Genomic DNA, 23,341 nt, shown 5'->3' with positions numbered 1-23,341 from the left:
TAGATTGAAACTACTTTTTAAAAGATAAATCTTTTCAATAAGCTATGGCATCAGTTGTCATAGCTTTTTTTTTTAGATATTGATTTAAAGGTTGCTTTAGAGATAGATTTCTTTTCTTTAAGCTAAACGCTGATATAGTGAATAATTATAAGGTCTAGGATCTCCTGAGGGCATATAATACGTATGATCAAATGAATCCAATAATTTAAATTCATCACCTAAGCAATCCTGATACATTGTTTGATTATATCTTAATACTGGCAATCCTGAGCACTTTTCCGCTCCATCAAGACTAAACTCAGCAAAAATCACATAGCCTCCGATATTTACTTTTTCTTTCAATTGAATAAAGTACTTATCCTGATCTTCTTTCTTTGTAAAGAAATGTAAAACGGCCCTATCAAACCAAAGTTGAACTTGTGGAATATCTACCATGGTTTCTGGCTGCAAGATATCTCCTACCCGATAATTGAGTTTTTCTCCAAGCCTATGTTTTACTTCTTGAATTGCTACTTCACTGATGTCCAAAACCCAAAGTTTAGAAATTCCTCTATTCAACATATGGTCCGGTAGTCGACTAGTTCCTGAACCTACTAACAAAACGGGGTCTGATGAATTTAACTCGCATTGGTCAAGGAGTCTAAATGAATTTGAGAAATCTTCTTCATACCAACCCAATTTACTTTCAGGACTCTTTAGATATGCTTTGTCCCAATGTTCTTTCAATAAGATCGACTGATTAACCAAATGAGAACTTCCACAACAGGATTTGTTCTTTTCTTCAAGTTTACACATAATGGCCTCTTTCACTTTTTTTATCAAAAGTCGGACAAGATTATTCCAACTTCAGTGTTTAAAGTCACTTAAAGAGGTGTTTTTCAAAAATAAAAAGTTGTTAAAGTTTAGTTATTAGCTATTTAAGATGGAATCTTCCAAAAAAGAACTTCATCCCTTTCACCAATTGATTTTAAAAATTCTATTCTTTCCCTAAAAACTCTGCCAGTAATCCCTGAAACTGATGAACTCCCTGTTCCATTTTAGGAGAAAATCGTCCCGTATTATAAACCCTGGAAGACATTCCTTTAAAAACACCTTCAACCACAAATTCATCTTCCCTTTCCACTTTATCAATGGCAGCACCTGCGCCAGTGTCTAGCTTGGATTCATCAAATACATAGGAGATAAAGCTAACTTTGGTACGATTGATAGAAATTGGTTTAACGACATTGATAGAACATCCCCAAGGATAAAAGTTAAACATCATATTTGGGAAGATCCAGAAGTAATAAGCTGATATCTGTTGTCCATAATCTTCATGACCTTCTGGTAAATCAAAAACATGCTCCCCTCCTGCTGCATGACCAACTTGTACATTACAAAAAGGATAAAGTTGAGTTTCATATTTTTTGTAATCCAAGACGGCATTTAAACTTTCATGAACAAAAGGAATATGGAAGCCCTCCAGATAATTATCACAGTAAAGAGCCCAATGAGCATTCACCAAATAGTCTTTATTTCGACTTTTATCCTCTTTGAAATCTTCCAAAGGTAAAAAACCTACTTTTCGCTGCATTATATCCAGAACCAATTGAAAGTCTAAAGAATCTTCCAAAGCTGTAAATAGCCATGGCCCAAAAATCTTCAATGGAAAGCGATGCAGATCATCAGCCTTTCTAGGGAAATCTTTAGCTTCTTTAAATTCAGGCATATGTTGAAACTCCCCTTTTAGATTAAATCTTCGACCATGATAGGCACAAGTTATTTGCCTGGTTTTACAGGGATCATGACACAGGATATTCCCGCGATGCGTGCAGACATTGGAGATGCAGGAAATCTGATCCGCTTCATTTGTAAGTAACAGAGGCTCTTCCAAGCCAAACTCTAGAAAGGGAAAAGGTTTGACTTGCTGTGAAAGTGATACCATGGTTTTATCACCGATAAATTGCCAAGTCTTGGCAAAAACCATGTCGATTAGTGCATCAAAAACTTCCTGAGATCGATAAAAGGATGAAGGAAGTGTCTCTGCTTTTGTAATATCAGGATCAATGGTATAAGATTTCATCAGGTTATATATGGTTTTCAATGGTCAGATGGAATCTCGCTTGGATTGTAATCTTCCCAATATGTTTTGTCCTAAGAATTGCTCGATTTCGGCATATATTATTTACTTTCAACTATAGCAAAATAGTTAAATCTCTTCAATCCTTATTTTTCTTTTGGATAAAACTTCTTCCCCTAGACAACTTGGACTGATTACAGTCATCTCATTGGTAGCAGGAGGAATGATTGGTTCGGGAATATTTACCCTTCCTTCAGCTTTAGCACAATTTGGTGGAATTAGTATTTTAGGTTGGATTGTCGCTGCAGTTGGCGCAATGATTTTAGCACATATCATGGGTAGACTTAGTAAAGTCATTCCTGAAAGTGGAGGATCATATGCTTATACCAAAAGAGCCTTTGGCGATTTCCCCGCCTTTTTCGTAGCATGGGGATTTTGGCTTTCGCTATGGAGCACCAATGTCGCCATTGCCTTAACTTTCACAGGTTATTTAAGTGTCTTCTTTCCGGAAATAAGTCAATCAAATTATTTATCTCCTCTCATCAGCCTGTTCGTAATTTGGATACTTACTATTATTAATAGCCGTTCAATACGGACTGGTGGTAACCTACAAGTACTTACTACGGCTTTGAAAGTAATTCCTGTGTTAGTAGTGGCTATTGGAGGGATTTTCTTTTTCAACCCAGAACATTTTAGTCCATTTAATCTCTCTGGAACTTCATCTGCTCAGGCAGTATTAGGCGCTTCTGTTCTTTGCTTTTATGCTTTTTTGGGAATCGAAGCCGCTACAATCCCTGCAGATAACATCAAAAACCCTGAAAAAAATATATCTAAAGGAACACTTATCGGAGTTGGATTGGTGGTTTTTTTATATATGTTCAGTTCTATCTCTTTGTTCGGGGTTTTACCTCCCGGAGAAGTAGCTGTAAGTCTAGCTCCTTTGAGTGATGCAGCAACAAAGATCTTTGGTGGAAATGCCAATTACTTTGTAGCAATTGGCGCATGTATTTCCACATTTGGAGCACTTAATGGCTGGATTTTGATTCAGGGACAAATTGCCCAATCAATGGCAAAGGATGGCTTACTTCCTAAAATCTTAGCCTACAAAAACAAGAATAATTCACCTAGCACCGGGATTATAGTTTCTAGTGTTTTTGTGACAATTTTATTGATTCTAAATATGACAAAGGGTTTTGCTAGTCTTTACTCTTTTATGGTTTTACTCAGTACGATTACCTCTTTGTTTTTCTATTTATCTGCCGCTTTGGTTTACACTTATTTTTCTTTCCATGAAAGGCTGGGGTTTTCTTGGAACTTCAAAAGCAAAATCATCTCTTTACTTGGACTGGGATTCAGTGTCTGGGTATTCTTTGGTTCAGGAATAGAAGCAATAATTTGGGGATTGGGTGGAATGCTTTTGGGAGCACCCGTTTATTTTTACAATAAAAAACAACGAAAATGAAAACTTGCCATTCAGATTACGGCCTTTTGAAAAGTGTACTCTTAAAACCTGCTGGAGAAGCTTTTCAGTCACAGGAGAAAATCGCTTTAGAATGGAAGGGTTTAAATTATTTATCCGCAGTCCATTTTGAAAAGGCCCTTGAAGAATATTCTATCTTCAATTCCAACTTTGAATCGATCGGAGCTCAGATTTTTTCCCTTCCTGCTTCAGAAAGTAGCCTGGATTCCATCTATTGTCGGGATGCTGCTCTTGCTACTGACTTTGGTCTGATCCTATGCAATATGGGAAAAGCGGCAAGAAACTCTGAACCTTTAGCCATTGAAAGTTATTGCAAAGAAAAAGGTATAAAGGTTCTCGGCAAAATTGAAGCACCTGGAACTTGCGAGGGTGGAGACATGTGTTGGCTAGATGAGAAAACTTTAGCAGTCGGACATACTTATCGAACTAATTTGGAAGGAATCCAACAGCTCCGAAAGTTTTTAGAACCCAGAGGAATTGAAGTGCTTCAGGTAGAACTTCCACATTACAAAGGCCCTTCTGATGTTTTTCATTTAATGTCTATTATCAGTCCTTTGGATAAAGATTTGGCGATAGTTTATTCTCCTTTGATGCCAATTTATTTTAGAAATGAATTAATAAATAGAGGTTTCACTTTGGTGGAATGCCCTGATGAAGAATTTAATTCGATGGGATGCAACGTGTTGGCTTTAGCACCAAGAAAATGTATGATTGTTAAAGGAAATCCTATAAGTGTGGCTCGTCTTAAGGTAGTAGGATGTGAAGTGATCGAATATGAGGGGCAAGAAATCAGTCAAAAAGGTTGTGGCGGACCGACCTGTTTAAGTAGGCCTTTAGAAAGAGAGATTTAAAGAGACTTTTATAAACAATTCGATTTGCAAATTAAAATCAGGTCTAAAAAAATGACTTAGACATTAAATCTTTATTAAGGTTCCAAAACAAAAAAACTGGTTCTATTTAAAAAACCAGCTGTTTATTACTTCAGTTGAAATAGGAATTATTTTCTATATGCAGACTGTCTTTCCACCATCCAACCTGGATACTGCATGGGTAGTGGACTTGCCTTATCAATTTTTGCTAAATCATCTGTAGTCAATTCAACTTCAGTTGAAGCAATATTGTCATGCAATTGTTCTAAGGTTTTTGCCCCAATAATCGTACTGGTTATTCCAGGTTGCTGTCTTACCCAAGCCAATGCTATTTGAGCTACTGTTACCTTATGGTATTTGGCTATTTCACCCATTACATCTACTAAGTCATAAGCCTTCTCTTTATCAATTGGAGGAAAATCAAAATTTGCTCTCCTAGAACCTGAGTCTGCCCCTTCCCTGGTAAATTTTCCGGTAAGAAATCCTCCTGCCAATGGGCTCCAAGGGAAGATAGCCAAGTTATGGTCTTGCGCCATCGGAACCAGTTCATGTTCAATATCTCTACTGACAGCTGCATAGTAATACTGCAGACCGATAAACTTATGATATCCCTTAAAATGAGCGATTGCTTGTGCTTTTGCTACCATCCAGGCAGGCCAATTACAAATGGAGATATATCGCACTTTTCCAGATTCAACGATATCATTTAATGCCCGAACAGTCTCTTCTAATGAGGTGGCTGGATCCACTCCATGGACATACAAGATATCAACATAGTCTAATTGAAGTCTTTTTAAGCTGGCCTCTACTGAATTGAAAATATGATAACGGGAAAGACCGGTACTATTTGGCTTTTCATTCATTCTTGCCAAAACCTTGGTAGCAATGATTATTTCATCCCTATTCACTTTAAGGTCTATTAAACCTTGTCCCAATAATTGTTCTGATTGACCGTATGAATATACATTTGCTGTGTCTATAAAGTTGATTCCGGATTCTACTACTGCAGAAAGCATTTCGTTCACTTCCTTTTGCTGTAGCTTTCCAATATTATCCCACATTCCAGCATTTTGCCCTCCAAAAGTCATGGTTCCAAAACAAAGTTCAGAAACCAATAATCCTGAATTTCCTATAAAATTGTATTTCATTTTTTGTATTGATGTTTAAGGTTAAAAGATTTCTGAAATTTGACATGAGTATTGTTAAGTCAATTTCTTATTGAAATTAAGAAGTTATTAAATTCTTTACTCAATAGAAAGTATCCGTTCTTTTTGAACAAATGTCTATTTACTATTATCAAGAACCTTCTCAAGATCTTCCCAATCGCCGGAAAGAGCATTTTTAATCCTAATTTCCCATTGGGCCTGTTGGGTTTTATTCAATCCGTGCTGAGTCTGTCCATCATAAAGTTCTTGAATTTTGGAAAGTTCTCTTAAGGCATCAAGATATTCTTCATTTAAAGTAGCTTGAAAAAATTCGGGATCAAGCTCTATGTTTTGTAACCTATAAATCAATCGATCTACTGCAATCCTTACCGCATCAAAGTGCAGTTGTTCATGTACAATTCCATAATCACTGGCATGTTTTACCCAAGATTGTTTTGGGAGCATATAGACTTTGAAATCCAGACCTTGGACTATCGTACCATTGTCCATTACTGAAGTACCCGCCATTGAAAAGCTCGCAAAAATAGTTGCATTGAATTTACTGGTAACTTGTGGGGTATCTTTAAAATCTCCCCAATTCAAAGGTCTTTCGGAATCATAGAATACTGTATCACTTGTGCTCTTTCTCTTAATATCTGTGATTTGCAGGCGGACTGATCTCGCTAGACTGGGATTTCCAAGATTTTGAGCTTTTACCCAGGAATCAAAAAACTCAAGAGATTTATGGAAAATCCCATTCACAACATATCTGACCTGATCACTTCGATTGGCTGTTCTCCTATAATTTAAAGAACCTGAATAGTCTACCAAAGGAATTGGATCAGCTCTACCGATCAAATAATAACTCAACTTCATTTGAACCCCTCCTTCATAGAGTTTGGTAGCGGTATTAAAACGCTCATTTAATTCCAACTCATTCACGTGGACTTGAATCCGATGTAATGTATTCGAGTTTGTTTTTACTTTATCCTGAAAAAGTTCAAGGATATTCTTTTCTGTTGAACCCTTTAATTTGACTGTCTGCTTCCTCCCTTGGAAATCAAACATCTCGCCGATTTTAGATCGATTCTTTCGTTGATCAATTACCTCTAGGTATTGATACTCACTGGCAGTGAAGAATTCTCCGTTTGAAGATAAATCATAAATCACCTCTTGACCTATTGCTTCATTTTTAAAAAGCGAAAAAGAAACTATTATCAGGAAAAAGATTCTCATACGATTTATTACAATTATTAAATGAGAAAAGTTTTAAAAAAGAAAACTACAAACAGAATATTATTATTATTTTTTTCAAAAGTTTAGAAAATGACTAGTGCATTGACTTTGAGATTTGAACTCTAAAATGACATCTTAAATTTTTTCCCAAAATCTCAATTTCCCTTTATTCTCAGATTTTATTAATCTGAAGTTCTCTGGGATTTCCTCACTTTCACCACAATAAGTAACAATTCGAGTTCCAAAACCCAATTCCTTAAATTTTTGCTTGATAAGTTGAATGTATAAATCACGTTTATTTTCATCTAAAATCTGCGATTTATCAAGGCTATCTTTTGAATTGATTAATTCTTCAAAAGGATTAAAAAAATAAAATGAATCATAATTCTTAAAATTCAGGTCTATCAAATCGGCATGAATAAATTTTACATTTTCCAATTGAAGACTTTTAGCAATTTTCCTTGATAGATGCACCAAATTCTCTCTTTGTTCCACGCCAACTATTTCTGCATTTGAAAATGTAGCTGCAGCATTACAGAATTTACCGGATCCAGAACCTAAGTCTAATACAGATTTCCTTTCCCCTTCTGATAAAAAAAATATAGCCTTTCTCGCTATTTCCACTGGTGTCCAATGTGTATTTGAAAGCATCTGCATCTTAATAGGGTATAATTTATCCAACTCCCCATTATTGATGATTTTGCTTTTCATTTACTAAACTGATTTAGAATTCCTTGGTTGAACTCAATATATTGAATGCTTTCGAAAGATTAATCAGAAAAAAACTAATTAGAGGATTTTGCTAAATCAGAAATTTGTTGAATTTGAATACTCAACTTAGTAGGATTGTCAATTATTTTTGATTGGCTTGTAAAGTAAGTAATCTCAAATTCCAAGGAACCGTCTCTGCTCAAGATGTGATTAGACTTAAACCATTCCTTAATTTCAATAATCACTTTTTCTATGGTTTCATCTATAATTCGAACATTATTATCTTGAGAATAATCTATTTCAAGATTGGGAAGGATTAAAATAGGAACAGTAATATTTTCAATTCCTTGAGCGATTGGATAGGAATAAGAACATCGAATTCTCAAATAAATTATTGAATCATAGAATTTTTGAAGATCCTGATAAAGAATAAGATTCAAATGTTCTTTTAATCGAAGTGAGGTCTTTAAATGCCTCTTGGAGTATTCTTTCTGTGACATTTAGTTATCTTAAATATTTATGTGAAATTACTCTTAGTCAACAAATTTCGGAGGATGTTGTTCGTCAAAATCGGTTGCGTCTTGAAAAGCTCTGGCTAATGATAATATACTGCCTTCATCATAAAGATTTCCAATTAAAGTAAAACTAGTTGGCCGATCTTTTTCATCAAAACCATTAGGAACACTTATTACGGGATGTCCTGTCAAATTTGTTATTAACAATTGTCTGCTTCTATAACTAGGAGCAATTATTACATCATAATCTTTAAACAGTTTATTCACTTCTTCGATTAGTTGCCTACGCTGTCTATTTGCTTGAAGATATTCAACCGCAGGGATAAATCGAGACTGTCGGAGAGAGTTTGCTCTGGATCCCCCATCCTGTTCAACCATCATATCTACATTCCCTGAACGAACCAAATCATCAAAAAAAGCTCCTGCTTCAGATCTTAAAATAATATCAAAGCTTGAGAAAGGAAAATGATTTGGCAAAGATATTGAATCCGGTTCAACACCCATTTCTTTAAAAATATCTAAGGAAGCTCTGAGATTATCACCTGTGATGGTTGAATCAGAATCCAAATCACTTTTTAGTAAACCAACTTTTAATTGCTTCGGACTTTTTGAAACATGATTAAAAGGAACCTCATTAGTGCTCGGATCATTTAAATCTTTGCCCATAATAGCCTGAAAGATAATTTCACAATCTTCAGCATTTCTAGCCAGTGGTCCAATTTTGTCCATAGACCAACTTAAACTCATCACTCCATATCTACTTACTCGACCATAGGTTGGGCGAAGTCCTGTGACCCCATTCCTAGTAGCCGGCGAAGTGATCGACCCTAAAGTTTCGGTGCCTAAAGCAAAAGGAACCAAGCCAGCAGAGGTAGCCGAACCCGAACCAGCCGATGATCCGCTTGCACCCTGCGTTAAGTCCCATGGATTTTTCGTTTTCCCTGCAAACCAGACATCTCCCCTTGCGAGAGATCCTGAGACCAATTTTGCAACTAATACTGCACCTTGATCCTCAAGCTTCTTAACCACTGTAGCCGTATAATCAATCACTTGATTTTGATATGGTGCTGCACCCCAAGTTGTGGGATAACCTTCCACGGCCATCAAATCTTTTACCCCATAAGGAATCCCATGAAGAATACCTTTGTAATTACCTTCAGCTATTTCCAAATCAGCTCTTCTTGCCTGGTTTAAAGCCAAATCTTCCGTCAATGTAATGACCGATTCTAATTGTCCATCGTACTTTTTAATTCTTTCTATGAAAAACTTTGTCAGATTTTCAGAACTGATTTTTTTATACTTAATCAAGGAAGCTAATTTGGGAATGCTATAAAAAGCTATTTCTTGAAGGTTTTCAGGTAATTCTATTCCATCTGGAATGAAAAATTCAGGATTCTCTCCTTTTTCAGGAAATACAAAACCAAAAGGATGTGGATCAAACATCATGGCCGGGAAAGTTTCATTGGGAGTATGAAACTTTCTTAAGCTATCATATCCCGCCCTATTTCTTCCCAAGTAACTATACATTGTTTCTATTTCAGATTTTCCAAAATTTAACCCAGTCAACTTTTGACTGCTTTTGATATCTTTTTTGGTAAACCCATACTCATTTGTTCTGCAACCGGAAAAAACTGAAATAGTAATGAAAAATAGGATTAGAGGGTAGATTTTATTCATGAGTATTTAAAATTGATATTACTTGATCAGTTTATGGTTTCATTTTGCATGAAAAGCTTAGTAACTAAATGTAATACAATACTTCCCAAAGCGAAAGAAACTTATTTAATAGAGGAACAATAAAGAACCAGGATTTTGATGAATGGTAAAGCTCACGATAAGGAACTTTAAGTTTTGGAGATTTGAATGCAATGTTTTATTCTAATTTTGATTGAATAATTACTCTTGCAAAAGGAAAGATTGGAACTGCTACCTGATTAGTAAATTGCTTTAGAGCGCTTGATGAATAGGAATTCAGTAAAAACTACTTTTTTACCAAAAAGGAATTTCTGCTGGTAAATAAGCAAATCACTATGAGATCAGTACTGGACTTAATTTCTGATCTAATGAAGATTTTTCTGAGATTCAAAAGATTTTCGCTTTGGCAGTAACTGGATTACATCGACCAAGAAAAGATTTTATCCTCAAAACTGGCTTTGGTTAACCTTATTCTTTGTATTCTCGATTATGATAAGGCTTATTATTTTTCGGTTGAAAGAAACTAATTTCCCGGAATTTCTAAGATTGTCTTTAGAATTGATTTTTATCTTTAGTGGAATTCCCAAAATAAATGAAACTTCCATATCTATTAATCTTAATTTTTACAATCGGATTTTCCTTGTCTTGTTCAGCCACAATCGAAAAACCTAGAGATAAGTACGCCAAATCAATAAGTATTCCTCTTGGCGGAAATACTTTTCAGACTAAAGGTGATTTTAAGGAAAAAATTGGTGAAGATGGGATTATGTCGTGGTCAAATTCCAGCAGTGAATTTAGTGTTTACATAAAATCAGGAACAGCAAAGGACGTATTAATTTCTCTAGACTTTTTATCACAAGATGCTGAATCCCAGATTTCAATTGAATTAAATCAACCCGAATTTTTAACTCTAAAAGCTTCCGAATCCACCATTGTAGAAGTTGGAGAAATGAATCTTAAAGTCGGTTACAATGAAATAAAACTTAAGGGTATTCAAAAAACGGGGAGTGATTTTGCGAAGATTGCTAATTTGGTCATTTCATATGAAGGTGATCTTGATTTAGACTTTGTGAAAGATAATGTCGACAACAGATTCTATTGGGGTCGTAGAGGTCCATCGGTTCATTTAAGTTATTCTTTGCCTGAGAATCAAAATTTTAAATGGTTTTACAATGAAATGACAATTCCTGAAGGGCAAGATCCAATTGGGTCTTATTTTATGGCCAACGGATTTGGAGAGGGATATTTTGGAATACAGGTAAATTCAGAAACAGAAAGAAGGATTTTGTTTTCTGTTTGGAGTCCGTTTAAAACAGATAATCCCGGTGAAATTCCAGACGAGGAAAAAATCATTCTTCTGAAAAAGGGTGATAATGTTTATACTGGAGAGTTCGGAAATGAGGGTTCTGGAGGGCAGAGTTATTTGAAATATTTTTGGAATGCAGGTCAGACATATAAATTTCTAAACTCTGTAGAACCGGATGGAAATGGAAATACAATTTATACTGCCTACTTTTTTGATCCGGAGGTTGAAGATTGGATTCTCATTGCCAGTTTTTTAAGACCTAAAACAAATACGTGGTACAAAAGACCTCACTCCTTTTTAGAAAATTTCAATCCTTCATTTGGTAACATTGGACGACTTGTATATTACCAAAACCAATGGGCTAGAACATCCAGTGGAAATTGGGTAGAATTAACAGAAGCTAGGTTTACAGGTGATGATATTGCCAATCGTAGCTATCGGAAAGATTATGCTGGAGGATCTTCAGAGGAAAAATTCTATTTACAAAATGGAGGTTTTTTTGACACATCTTCAGTATTAAATAGTATGCATCAACGCCCTTCAACAGGAATTACGCCTGACATTGATCTAAACATATTACCATAAAAAAGCATCAGGGAAATCTATTTTTTTGATTTCGCCTGATGCAATTCTTGGAATGGTTTTAACAATCTAATTTTTCACATTATTCTTTAAAGCTTCCGTTTCTAAAGTCTAATGAAGATGCAATATTTGCTGAAACAGCTTCATATAGAGCTTGATTTCCATCTAGATTATTTGGTCCAACTTCAATCACTCCATCACCATTTCCATTTTTTACCATATCCGGAGTAAGTCCATCAAAAAATCTATCCACATACATCGTCAGGATAAAATCTTGAGCTCCATCTACCTCAATTCCTTTATTAAACATTAGACTAACCTGATCCTCAAGGTCTAAATAGAAGATAGCGGGAATACCAGACCATTCAACTTTGGCAATCACGGATAAACCAAACATTTCATCATCTTCAGGTATATCCTTGGCTTGAACTAAGTTAAAATCTAATTTTCCATATATTCCATCATAAGCCATTACAGTCCCTATAGGAGCCATCAGAGCTTCTCCATCTTCAACTAAATTCAAGATTTGAGGGTCTTTCTCTCTTATTTGGACAATACTAGGCTTTTTACTTCCTTCGTTGGTTCCCCTTAGTATGAGTTTAACATTATCTATTGAAAGCTTTACATCTTTTACAGCAAAGTTATTTACAATCAAATCAGTGGTTCTTGCATTTGGATCTGGATTGTTAAAACTAAAGTCAACCGTGGCAAATACACTAATTTCACTCTGCGTAAATTGTGGACTTTCTTCTTTTTCCTCGCAAGAAAAGAGTATTACAGAAGCTGTAGCCGCTAAAAGTAATGCTCTAAAATTTCTTTTTCCCATCATAAAATAAATTTTTAATTATAGTTGATTTTAATATTCCGATTAAATAGCTGGCTCAATGTTCTAACTCAATAAATGCTTAACTGTTGAAAAAGACCTCATTCTGTTGAAATCTTTACCTCTTTATTTTAGTACAAGTAAAAATAAAAAGGTAGAAAATTGAACACTCACTCTTTTAAGGTTACTTCATATACATTAGTTCATAAGCCATGCCAGCTATAAACCAAAAGGAGAAATTTAATCTAGATTTAAAGTAAATTTTTCTAATATGTAAAAGAGTTTCTACGATGAAAAATCTAGCTAAAAATTATATTTGAACATGACTTATTCTCTCCTATCCGATTCCTTAAGTATTGAAATTACAAAATTAGGAATAGAACTTTGCTCTATTAAATCAAAAAAATCGGGATTAGAATATATTTGGCAAGCAGATCCTTCTATTTGGGGGAGTCATGCTCCAGTCTTATTTCCAATTATTGGTTTACTGAAAGACGGATATACATTAATAAATGGCAAAAAATATTTTATACCTAAACATGGTCTAGTCAGAAATTCAGATAAAGTTCAACTGATCCATTCCACTGAAAACACTTTACAGTTTCGCTTTTCTTGGGACAAAGAGACTTTTGAAAAGTATCCTTTTCAATTTCAATTTGATGTGATTTATAGTTTGATTGACAATTGCATAAAAGTTGAACATATCGTTGAAAACCTTGGGGATCAAACTATGTATTATTCCCTTGGAGGACACCCGGGATTTAATTGTCCTCTTCATCCAGGAGAAAATTACGAAGATTATTATTTGTCATTTCCTTTTAAAGAAACTGATGGCACCTGGTTATTAGATGAAAATGGTTTGGTCAGTGATCAACAAAAATCTATCCTTGAGAATAGCTCAAAACTATGGCTGAATAAAAATATATTTGATCATGATGCTTTGATTTTCAAGAACTTAAAATCAAAGAAAGTTTCATTAAATCATATAAAAAACGGTCCAATCTTATCTTTGGATTTTGAAGACTTTGAATATCTAGGCGTATGGGCAAAGCCCGGAGCACCATTTGTTTGTATTGAACCTTGGCTTGGAATAGCAGACAGTTCAAAAAGTGATCATGATTTTAAAAGCAAAGAAGGAATACTTGAATTAGCACCAAAGAAAAGTGAAAAGAAATCCTATTCAATAATTATTGAGTCGCTATAAAACACTTTCCTCTTCCAATTTGGTCACATCAACACTTACTTTCATCTCTTGCTCACTTCCGCTATAAACGATTCCTTTTAGGGGAGTAACGTCTGCAAAATCCCGACCTACCGCTACTCTTAGATGTTTATTATTTACTAATAGATTATTAGTTGCATCAAATTCTACCCAACCATGGTCAGGTATATAAATAGCAATCCAAGCGTGGGAAGCATCAGATCCTATTAATTTTGGCTTTCCTGGAGGAGGTAAAGTCTCAATATAACCACTGACGTATCTAGCTGCTAATCCCAGAATTCTCAGACAAGCTAAAGAGAAATGTGCAAAGTCTTGACAAACCCCTTTTTTGTGATCAAAAACTTTTTCCAAAGGGGTACTGATATCTGTAAAACCGGGTGTAAATGCAAAATCCTTGAATATTCTACTATTCAAATCTTCCATAGCTTCCATAATAGGACGCCCAGGAGTAAAAGATTTTAATGCATATTCCCTTATGCCTTCAATGAACGTCACATGTTTTGATTCCAAGTAGTATTGACGTATTTCATTTGGAGCATTGGTGGAATGCAACCAACTAACCACCTGCTCCCAGGGTTTAGTCAATTTTGGGTTCACTTTTATCCAAGAGGGAGAATGAAGTTCCAAGATACTTTGAGAAGTTACTGTTAACTTTTTATGGGATCTTTCCACCGCAAAATACAAATACCTATTTCCAAAGAAATCGACTCTTTCTACTTCTGAACTTGGTTTTGGAGTTATTTCACAAACGTACTTCTCAACATATTGAAATTCAGAATCCTGCGGAATCTGAAACATCAAATTATGACAAAGAGTAGCTGGGAATTTATAGATATAATCTGTGATATGAATAACCTGATATTTCATATTTCGGGAATTACTGAAGTTTGTATCATGCTATACCCCGAACCGGTGTGACTAAAGTATTTTTCATAAATCAAATCGGAAGTATCATGCAAAAGCTCAATTATTTGATCTAACAAAGATGTAAGGTTATCAAATTCGTGTGTAATTGGATTTGATATTGAAAGTTGGTCGATATCACAAAGTCTTATTTTTGTAATTGCTTCTAATAGCTTTTTTCGTTCGAAGCCAAACATTTCATGATCATCTTTCAATGGCAACGATTTCAGATGATGATCTATTTCCAATAGTTGGAAAATCAAAGATCTTGGGTTGTCTTCATGAAGAATTAATAAACTAAGGACTCCATGCATTTCTAAATTAGATCTATATCGATATCTGTATGTAACCAAACTTTCGTTACACCTCAAAGTATCCTCCATCAGCTCCTTATTGGATTCTAAGTCAAAAGATTGACTTAACATCCCTCTTAAAATCGTACAGTTGTTGGCTGCAGATTCAATAAACCTACCAATATTCAATAAATGCCAAGTAGGCTCCCTGGTCATATTATCTATATTCAAACCATAGAATGCCATTAATTTTACAACCATATTATCAAGACTATGGTAAGCCTTTGTCAAGGATGTATTGGATTGACGCATTTTTGTCAATTCTTCAGAGATACTATCTAAAATCCTCCAGGTATCCAAGCTTAAACGATCCCTGACTGCAAAAGCATTAGTTAGAAATGATTGGATCGAATACGCTATGCTTCCTGGCTTTTCCACATTATGAACCAAGTCTAATAATTCGGGCTCAGGGTTCATCAAATGTGCCTTTTCCATAAAGCCAGGTAAAGTTCCTGTCATTTTGGTAAGCGTTTTCAACAAGGAACTTAAAACCGGAGACTCATGGACGTGAATGTCTTCATCAGCCTCATTATAAGAAAGAAGTGTCATCCGCATCAAACGAACTGCATATGCAGATCTTTCCAGGTATCTTCCTAGCCAAAACAACCTTTCACCGGTACGACTAGGTAATACATTCCTGACTAAAGGTTGAGCTTTTACAGGTTTGGTAAAAGAAGAAACTACCTCCTTTGATTTTCCTAAAACCCAGGTGTCCTTACTTATTCCTCCTGATTGATTAGATACTAAGAAAGCTCCTTTTTCCGGAGAACTTCTTGCTAGCCCTCCTGGCATTACTTTATAACTATGATGCTCTGAATCTGCTACTACATAGCTTCTAAAAACAGCATTTCTCGCTTCGAGTTTATTATTTATCCAAGATGGTGAAGTCGAAAAATCTACCATTTCCTGGCCAACATACATAAATGGGTTACGCTGGATTTCTTTTTTTAGATTTTTAATTTTCTCTTTTGATAAATTACCTCCAACAATAGATTTATGATTGGGACCTCTATAAATATTTCGAATGACCAGTGATTCGATATTATCAAAGACATAAGTTAATTCCTTTGGCTGACCGCACCACCAAGTTGCTACAGAAGGTAATTTCAGCTCTTCACCTAGTAATTGTCTTGAGATTTTGGGCAAAAATGCCATTAAGCCTGGATTTTCAAGAATTCTGCAGCCTAAAGGATTGATAACCAAAACTTTTTTCTGTTTTACAGCTTCCATTAACCCAACTACGCCTAAGTGAGAATCACTTCTGAATTCAAGAGGATCACAAAAGACATCATCTACCCTTCGAATAATGACGTCCACCTTTTCAAGACCTTTAATGGTTTTTAACCAAACATACCCTCCACTAACAGTCAGATCTTCTCCAAAAGCAAGGGTAAAACCCATAAATGAAGATATATAGGCATGCTCAAAAAATGTCTCATTTGTGGGACCTGGAGAAAGTAATACTACTCTGGGATTTTCTTTATTATTAGTCAGGCTTGAGAGAGTGTTCTTAAAAGTCTGATAGTAAGAAGTGATTTTCCGAACATGATTTTCCCGAATCAACTCCGGGAAAACACGAGTCATAGCAGCCCTATTTTCAAAAGTATATCCCGAACCAGAAGGTGCGTCGGTTCGATCATGTAAGACCCACATCTTTCCATTTGGGCCTCTCGCTAAATCTGAGGAATATTGGATTAATTGCTGATCCCCATCCAACTTAATATCTTGTGCCTGCCTAAGAAAGCCTCTGTGATTATAAATTAATTCAAAAGGCAATAACCCCTCTTTTATCAAATTCTGTGGGCCATATAAGTCATTCAAAATCAGGTTTAAAAGCTCAGTCCTTTGAACTAAGCCTTTTTCTATTCCTTCCCATTCCTGAGAGTCAAAAATCAATGGTACTGGATCCAATATCCATGGACGATTCATCCCATCGGGATCACCATAAACATTGTATGTTACACCATTTTCACGGAGTTGACGGCTAACTTCTTCCTGAAATTGCCTCATTTTCTCCGATCCTATTTGCTCATAGTATTTAGCTATTCTTTCCCAATGAGGTTGGATTCTACCTTGATCGGTTGCCATTTCATCTAGAAATGGCGCATTGTTGAACATCTTTTCTGTAAGATATGATTCAATCATTTGTCCCAATTGAACTAATTCCCATTCTTTCTATTAAAATCCTTTTTTCTTGTAGCGTCGAAGATCCATTGTATAAGGAAATTCAGGGTTTACAATTTCCGTTTCCACATCATAATATGCCTTACTTTCTACCTTGGTAATATATCTTCCCGTATTCTGGTCGTCTTTGACAGTCAAATTAACAGGATTCTCTGTGGTAATTGTATGCCCGAAGTCGAAAAACCTTGAAATTCTTCTGGCTTCAGCTTCATTGCTATTGATTGGGAAAGTATCATAACTTCTTCCTCCTGGATGCACAACGTGGTATTGACAAGCAGCAACAGACTTTTTGGTCCAGGAATCATATAAATCAATCACTAAAGGAGTATCTATTCCTATGGTAGGATGCAATGCAGAAAAAGGCTGCCAAGCTCTGTATCGGATACCAGCGACATATTCTCCCTGAACACCTGTGTTTTTAAGTGGTATTTTAAAGCCATTGCAAAGTAGATAATATCTTGAATCGGTCAACCCTGAAATTTTTACTTGCAATCTTTCAAGCGAAGAATCCACATAGCGAGCAGTACCTGAACTTGAAATTTCCTCCCCTAATACATGCCAAGGCTCTATGGCCATTTTTAACTCAATATGAATTTCATCGGATTGCAGTTCTCCGATAAATGGAAATCTAAAACTGAAGAATGGATCAAACCAAGATATATCAAAATCATACCCAGCTCTTTTGAGATCATTCACCACTTCGGTCATATCTTTTTGGCAATAATGTGGAAGTAAGAATTTATCATGAAGAGAGGTGCCCCACCTCACCAATTTATGATTATAAGGTTCTTTCCAAAACCAACTCATCAAAGCTCTGATCAAAAGCAATTGAACCATGCTCATCTTGTAGTGAGGCGGCATATCAAAACCTCTGAATTCCAGAATTCCTAGCCTCCCGCTACTTGAATCAGGTGAATACAACTTATCAATGCAAAATTCGGCACGATGTGTATTTCCTGTAATATCCACTAAAAGATTTCTGAAGATCCTATCAACCATCCAAAATGGAATCTCATTTTCCTTTCCGTTCGGTACTTGTTGAAAGGCTAACTCCAGCTCATAAAGCATATCGTCTCTTCCCTCATCAACTCTAGGAGCTTGACTTGTCGGCCCGATAAATTGTGTTGAAAATAAATAGGATAATGCTGGATGATGTTGCCAATAGGTTATAAAACTACGAAGTACATCAGGACGTCTGAGTAAAGGACTATTTTCTGGTGTGGTTCCTCCCAGTGTAATATGATTCCCCCCTCCGGTTCCTGTATGTTTCCCATCTACATTAAATTTTTCACTGATTAGACGCGATTCACGTGCTTTCTCATACAAAATCCCATAATTATTTAATACTTCCTTCCAAGTTTTGGCAGGCTGAATATTTACTTCAATAACTCCAGGATCTGGAGTAATCATCATTTTTTCAATTCTTGTATCAGAAGGTGGATCATAACCTTCTATTAGAATAGGCATTTTTAATTTTTTGGCAGTTCTTTCTACTGCGCTCACCAAATCAAGATAATGATCCAGGTGTGTGGTAGGTGGAAAGAAAACGAAAAGCTTTCCTTCTCTGACTTCTACAACTAAGGTAGTTTTAAAGATCCTCTTGGAATTGATTGGAGACTTTTTAGCTCTTTGCCTTTTTAAAGATTTTGGCAATTTTTTAACCGGGGAGAACAAATCATTTTCTGGAATAACCAGCTCTTCTTTCGGATCTGTGTGTTCTATGGAATCAAGCGGAAGCCTTAGGCCTGCAGGTGAATTCCCTGGAACTAAATACAAATCATCTCTTCTAAACTTCCATTTACAACTTTGCCATCTTTCCTCTTTAAACTCCCATTCCAATGGAACAGAAAAACCTACTGGCTTTCCAAGACCTTTATTTAAGAGTTCAGCTAATTTTTGCCTTTCTAATGAAGATTTTAAATTGAATTTTTTGGGATTGATATTAACTGGAACTCTTCCCTCCTGCCAAATAAAATAAAAAGGATCTTCATAGAGCGGTAAGATATTATCCTTATCGACATTTAGCTGCTTCACTAAATTATTAATAAAGCTTTTTCCATGGCGACTATTCAGTTTATAATCTTTTGATAAGTCAGCCATCAGAGAATCATCATGCCAGATTGCCTGACCATCTTTTCTCCAAAAACAAGCCAATTTCCACCTAGGTAGCGGTTCACCAGGATACCATTTCCCTTGGCCATATTGCATCAGGGCTCCCCGACCAAATTGATCTTTAAGCTTGTGAAATAAGATGTTGGAAAGCTTTCTTTTATGCTCTCCATCAGCATCTGTATTCCATTCTGGTGCATCTTGATTATCAATTGAAACAAAAGTAGGCTCTCCTCCCATAGTCAATCTCACATCATTTGCCGCTAAATCTTCGTCAACTTTATCTCCAACTTTTTGAATCTTTTCCCAGACTTCATCGGAATAAGGCTTGGTAACTCTCGGGGTTTCTTCAATTCTGGTCACTTCATTGACAAAGTGAAAAGTAGTCTCTGCAGGTTCTGCCATCCCTGAAATTGGAGCTGCGTCCTGTGGGCTTGGAGTACAAGCTAGTGGAATATGGCCTTCTCCAGCAAATAAACCGGATGTAGAGTCTAAACCAATCCAACCGGCACCAGGAATAAAGACTTCTGTCCAAGCATGTAAATCTGTAAAATCCTCCTCTGGGCCTGATGGGCCATCTAATGATTTTTCGTCAGATTTCAACTGAATTAAATAACCAGAGGCAAATCTTGAAGCCAAACCAAGATGCCTCAGGACAACTACCATTAGCCAAGCAAAATCCCGACATGATCCAGATCCTAGAGTAAGGGTTTCTTCACCAGATTGAACTCCTGGTTCCATTCTGACATGGTATTTCAATTCTTGGTGAATTAATTGGTTGATTGCTACCAAATAATCAACAGTGATCATATCTTTTTTAAGCAAAGCTTTTGCTCTCTTTACAAGATCCATCAATAAAGGCCCGTCTTCCTTTTTCTCCAGATAGGGAACTAGTTGACCAAATAAACCTTCCTCATATTTAAAGGGGAACTCGTGGGCATAATCTTCAACGAAAAAATCGAAGGGGTTAATTACCACCATGTCGGCTATTACTTCTACATCGATCTCAAAAAACTTGACTTTTTCTGGAAAAACTATTCGAGCTAAATAATTCCCAAAAGGATCTTGCTGCCAATTAATAAAATGATTTTCTGGCCTCACATTTAAAGAATACCCTTTTATAAAAGTTCTTGAATGTGGAGCAGGTCGAAGCCGAATAACTTGTGGGCCTAAAGCAATATTACGTTCGTAATCGTATCTGGTGAAATGCCTGACGGCAACTTTAATAGACATAGGCTAGGTTTAATTCTGAAACAAAAAGGATTAAGTCAAAACAATAATGACTTTATTTCCATTGATTTTGGCTATTTGGGATAATCTTATCAAAGTAATTTAAAATATGGTTAAGACTTTCAAAATTCGATGAAATAAAATATTGAATATTATTAATGTCCAGTCCTTAAATTGATTCATAGCTATAAATTAATAAAAGCACTAACCTGAGGCTGTGCTTTAGTAAAAATAATTGTTATTGAATTATTTAGTTGGACTTCCAACTTTCATACATCTGATTGATTTCCGTTGGGCTGAGTTTCTTTCCAGAAATAACATCTACCTTAAATCTAAATGTCATTGATTCCCCATTTTCCAACTTATAATTAAGTTCTTCTTTACCTTCACTCATAGCTTTTTGACCCAAAGGGTTTGCTGCAAATAAACCATAACCTCTAGCGTGCCAGTATGTGGGATAACCAACATTTCCCGGATGGTCATATATAATGACAGAAATGGACTCCTCTCCTATTTCTCCTGCTAATTCAACCCAATCTCCACGAGTTCCCCAAACATCATCTCCTTTACTTCCATTGCTACTGGTATACATTCCTGTAATTCCTTCATTATTCATTGTTGGCACATCAGTAATTTTTCCTGAAGCATCTGTAAACAATTCTGGCTTGGTAGATGGATGTTCTAGCTCTCTGGAAACTCTTAATGCAATCATTCCCTCTTTATTATCCGTAAATGTTACGGGACCATTTACAGCAGTTAAAGTAGAAATTCTTGCAATGGAACGATCTGAACCATCAGCCGAAAAAATAAACGTCGTTTTCTCTTCCAATAAAGTTTCTCCCGACTCATTTTTCCATTCCTGGGTTACCTCCAATTGACCTGTAGATCCTGAGCTAGATATCGAATTTATACTACTCAAGACTATATGTCCATAATTCGATTTTTTATCTGCTGGGATAGCATAGGAATTATTCCAAAAATCCAACCCATTGACATCCCCATAATTAAACCAAAGTCCTATATGATGCGGATGATCAAATCGTTCTCCTGGTCTTGGAGTGAGTGGCCATCCTCTTGTTACCGTCGTTCCCTGAGAAGTATTTATTGGAAACAAAACAGGTTTGTCTAAAGTATCAGGATAGATAAAAGAAGTAAATAGCTCCCCGTCAACTAAGACATCTACTTTTTGGGCAGATTCATTTTGAATCAGTTCAAGTTTCGGGGATTGATTCTTCATTTCTTCTGAATTTTCAGTTGAATTTGTAGATCCTGAACTGCAAGCTACCATGAAAGATAGGCTAGTAATGCCAAGGACAAACTTTTTAGTTAGGTTAAAGTGCATGGATTTATTGTTGATAATACTATGATCAATTTATTAAAAGTTAAACTATTCCTAAGGCGGTTGCCTTTAAGGAATTAAACAAGGAAAGTTGTTCTCTTAAAGCTAAAATTCTATCCGCAGGCTCTGTTCTAGCCTCCATTAAAATCCAACCTTCATAATTCATTTTTGCAAAAAGTTTGAATAATTCTGGATAAGGATAATCCCCTTCGTTGAATTCGCGCACGTGAACCGTATCTCCAAACCATTTTTTAACTGAGTTGAAATTCGCCTCAAGTCCAGGTTCTAATAAATCCTCTGGGTTGCAATTCCAGCAGATTTTCACATTGGGGTCAGTTACTTGATCAAAAATTGCTTTCATATTTGGAAGTTCCTGCGTCAAATGACCATGAACTTCCACTCTAACGATCTGACCGTAGTCGCCTGCATATTTACCAATTTCATTAAATGCTGTTGCTATCTGAGCAATGGTCTTTTCTTTTGGGACTTCTGAAGGCAGCGTATTAGGTTTCACTTTTATCCCGGATGCACCTATATCTTTACATAATTTGATGTAATCTTTTGTTTGAGTGATGTTATCCCTCAATACGTTAGGATCTGGGCTATGGTATTCGAAATTACTACCATAACCCAAACAAGTTACTGGGCTATCGGCAAATCTTTTCTTGACATTTTCCCGCTGCTGAGCATTCAGCGATGTTTCCACTCCATGAGCGTGTTGGGTTCTTAATTCTAGCCCTAGGACTCCAGTTTTTTCACAATTACTTATTAAAGTTGAGAGATCCCAATCCCTCCCCCATTGGTAAGTCACTAAACCAAATTGCATTCCTTTTGATTGGGAATTGGCAAAGGAACTGAATGGCAAATTTCCAGCTGTTAAAGCGAGCCCTGCTGCCATACTTTTTAGAAGAAAATCTCTTCTTGAATTATATTCAATCATAATGGGTCTTTTATATAAAAGGATCTAAACTTGGTTAGGAACTTCAAAATTCTTCCGATAATCTCTTGTCAAGTATTTGTCAGAAGCCTTGTCCTTGACAAATTTTTCTGTTTTTCCATCAAAATGTAGCTGTTTTCCTGTCAAGTAAGAAATATTGGCAATCAATGGAAGTACTGAAGACTTATGTCCTTCTTCTATATCACAATGAAGTATTTCATCACTTTCTGCTCTTATTGCATCTAGGAAGTTGGCATAATGCTCTGCACCACCAGGTGCTGCCATCACCTGATTACTAGAGGCTATTTCTTCTCTTTTCTTACTCATGGCAAATGGCTCTTTTTCATCTTGCTTAAAAGCTTTCCATGTTCCACCATTTAATTCCAGATATCCTGCTGTTCCATAGAACATATTTCCAATTTTAATCCCTAGACTTGATTCCCCATTGGTAAATCTTCCTCGAGTTTCAAATTCCAGAGTTTTACCATCTGCATATTTAAAAATTGAAGTTTGGGTATTTGGAGTTTCTTGAGAGCATTCTTCAGGAGTTATGCCATAAATTGCTCCTGATGAGTACACTGAATCTGGATGTTCATTTTTATTTAATCCCCATCTTGCAACATCAAATTGATGAGGTCCTTGA

General features: G+C 35.9%; 17 protein-coding genes and 1 pseudogene. 4 read left to right on the top strand and 14 right to left on the bottom strand.

The window, feature by feature from the left end; translation table 11 throughout:
* Positions 1-117: 117 nt before the first annotated feature.
* Positions 118-810, bottom strand: a complete 693-nt coding sequence (locus tag Q0L68_RS04470; RefSeq protein WP_296699955.1) for a class I SAM-dependent methyltransferase — start codon at positions 808-810, stop codon at positions 118-120.
* A gap of 166 nt (positions 811-976) precedes the next feature.
* Entirely contained in the window at positions 977-2,062 is a 1,086-nt protein-coding gene (locus Q0L68_RS04465) for an SRPBCC family protein (protein WP_296699953.1), read from the bottom strand.
* 154 nt (positions 2,063-2,216) lie between these two features.
* Here Q0L68_RS04465 and Q0L68_RS04460 point away from each other — a divergent pair, with 154 nt between their 5' ends.
* On the top strand, positions 2,217-3,521 hold the full coding sequence (locus Q0L68_RS04460; protein ID WP_296699950.1) for an amino acid permease: 1,305 nt from the start codon (positions 2,217-2,219) through the stop codon (positions 3,519-3,521).
* The gene (locus Q0L68_RS04455) at positions 3,518-4,390 is read left to right on the top strand and encodes a dimethylarginine dimethylaminohydrolase family protein (RefSeq protein ID WP_296699947.1); all 873 of its coding nucleotides are present in this window, start codon (positions 3,518-3,520) and stop codon (positions 4,388-4,390) included. Before Q0L68_RS04460 ends, Q0L68_RS04455 begins: the two co-directional genes overlap by 4 nt.
* Before the next feature lie 146 nt (positions 4,391-4,536).
* Here Q0L68_RS04455 and Q0L68_RS04450 read toward each other — a convergent pair whose 3' ends face one another.
* The 5 genes from Q0L68_RS04450 to Q0L68_RS04430 form a co-directional block, all read right to left on the bottom strand.
* Positions 4,537-5,556 carry an aldo/keto reductase gene (locus tag Q0L68_RS04450; protein WP_296699944.1) on the bottom strand — a complete coding sequence of 340 codons (1,020 nt, stop codon included), beginning with the start codon at positions 5,554-5,556 and terminating at the stop codon, positions 4,537-4,539.
* Positions 5,557-5,691: 135 nt separating this feature from the next.
* Positions 5,692-6,789, bottom strand: coding sequence for a hypothetical protein (locus tag Q0L68_RS04445; RefSeq protein ID WP_296699942.1), 1,098 nt, complete (start codon positions 6,787-6,789; stop codon positions 5,692-5,694).
* A 135-nt stretch (positions 6,790-6,924) separates the two neighbouring features.
* Positions 6,925-7,500 (bottom strand): methyltransferase domain-containing protein, encoded by a 576-nt coding sequence (locus tag Q0L68_RS04440; protein ID WP_296699939.1) that lies wholly within the window; start codon positions 7,498-7,500, stop codon positions 6,925-6,927.
* Between the two features lie 74 nt (positions 7,501-7,574).
* Positions 7,575-8,000, bottom strand: a complete 426-nt coding sequence (locus Q0L68_RS04435) for a hypothetical protein (RefSeq protein WP_296699937.1) — start codon at positions 7,998-8,000, stop codon at positions 7,575-7,577.
* 33 nt (positions 8,001-8,033) lie between these two features.
* Positions 8,034-9,692, bottom strand: a complete 1,659-nt coding sequence (locus Q0L68_RS04430) for an amidase (protein ID WP_296699933.1) — start codon at positions 9,690-9,692, stop codon at positions 8,034-8,036.
* Positions 9,693-10,302: 610 nt separating this feature from the next.
* Between Q0L68_RS04430 and Q0L68_RS04425 the strand changes: the two genes are divergently transcribed.
* A complete protein-coding gene (locus tag Q0L68_RS04425; protein WP_296699930.1) occupies positions 10,303-11,601 on the top strand; it encodes a DUF3472 domain-containing protein in 1,299 nt (432 codons plus the stop codon).
* Between the two features lie 79 nt (positions 11,602-11,680).
* On the opposite strand, the gene Q0L68_RS04420 is transcribed toward Q0L68_RS04425, so the two are convergent.
* Positions 11,681-12,427 carry a hypothetical protein gene (locus Q0L68_RS04420; protein ID WP_296699928.1) on the bottom strand — a complete coding sequence of 249 codons (747 nt, stop codon included), beginning with the start codon at positions 12,425-12,427 and terminating at the stop codon, positions 11,681-11,683.
* Positions 12,428-12,743: 316 nt separating this feature from the next.
* Between Q0L68_RS04420 and Q0L68_RS04415 the strand changes: the two genes are divergently transcribed.
* A complete protein-coding gene (locus Q0L68_RS04415; protein WP_296699925.1) occupies positions 12,744-13,625 on the top strand; it encodes an aldose 1-epimerase family protein in 882 nt (293 codons plus the stop codon).
* Here the strand turns inward: Q0L68_RS04415 and Q0L68_RS04410 are convergent.
* The 6 genes and pseudogenes from Q0L68_RS04410 to Q0L68_RS04385 all read right to left on the bottom strand — a co-directional run.
* A complete protein-coding gene (locus Q0L68_RS04410; protein WP_296699923.1) occupies positions 13,620-14,510 on the bottom strand; it encodes a transglutaminase family protein in 891 nt (296 codons plus the stop codon). The genes Q0L68_RS04415 and Q0L68_RS04410 overlap by 6 nt on opposite strands.
* The gene (locus Q0L68_RS04405) at positions 14,507-17,044 is read right to left on the bottom strand and encodes a circularly permuted type 2 ATP-grasp protein (protein WP_296699921.1); all 2,538 of its coding nucleotides are present in this window, start codon (positions 17,042-17,044) and stop codon (positions 14,507-14,509) included. Before Q0L68_RS04405 ends, Q0L68_RS04410 begins: the two co-directional genes overlap by 4 nt.
* Positions 17,045-17,077: 33 nt before the next feature.
* Positions 17,078-20,425, bottom strand: coding sequence for a DUF2126 domain-containing protein (locus tag Q0L68_RS04400; protein WP_296699918.1), 3,348 nt, complete (start codon positions 20,423-20,425; stop codon positions 17,078-17,080).
* A gap of 247 nt (positions 20,426-20,672) precedes the next feature.
* A complete protein-coding gene (locus Q0L68_RS04395) occupies positions 20,673-21,659 on the bottom strand; it encodes a PmoA family protein (protein ID WP_296699916.1) in 987 nt (328 codons plus the stop codon).
* Between the two features lie 145 nt (positions 21,660-21,804).
* A complete protein-coding gene (locus Q0L68_RS04390; RefSeq protein WP_296699913.1) occupies positions 21,805-22,701 on the bottom strand; it encodes a sugar phosphate isomerase/epimerase in 897 nt (298 codons plus the stop codon).
* Positions 22,702-22,725: 24 nt separating this feature from the next.
* Positions 22,726-23,341 (bottom strand): annotated as a pseudogene (locus Q0L68_RS04385) (gfo/Idh/MocA family oxidoreductase); the annotation flags it as partial.

The organism is Algoriphagus sp., from assembly GCF_024642405.1.
GTDB lineage: Bacteria > Bacteroidota > Bacteroidia > Cytophagales > Cyclobacteriaceae > Algoriphagus.
This window is presented reverse-complemented; position numbering and strand designations above follow the sequence as displayed.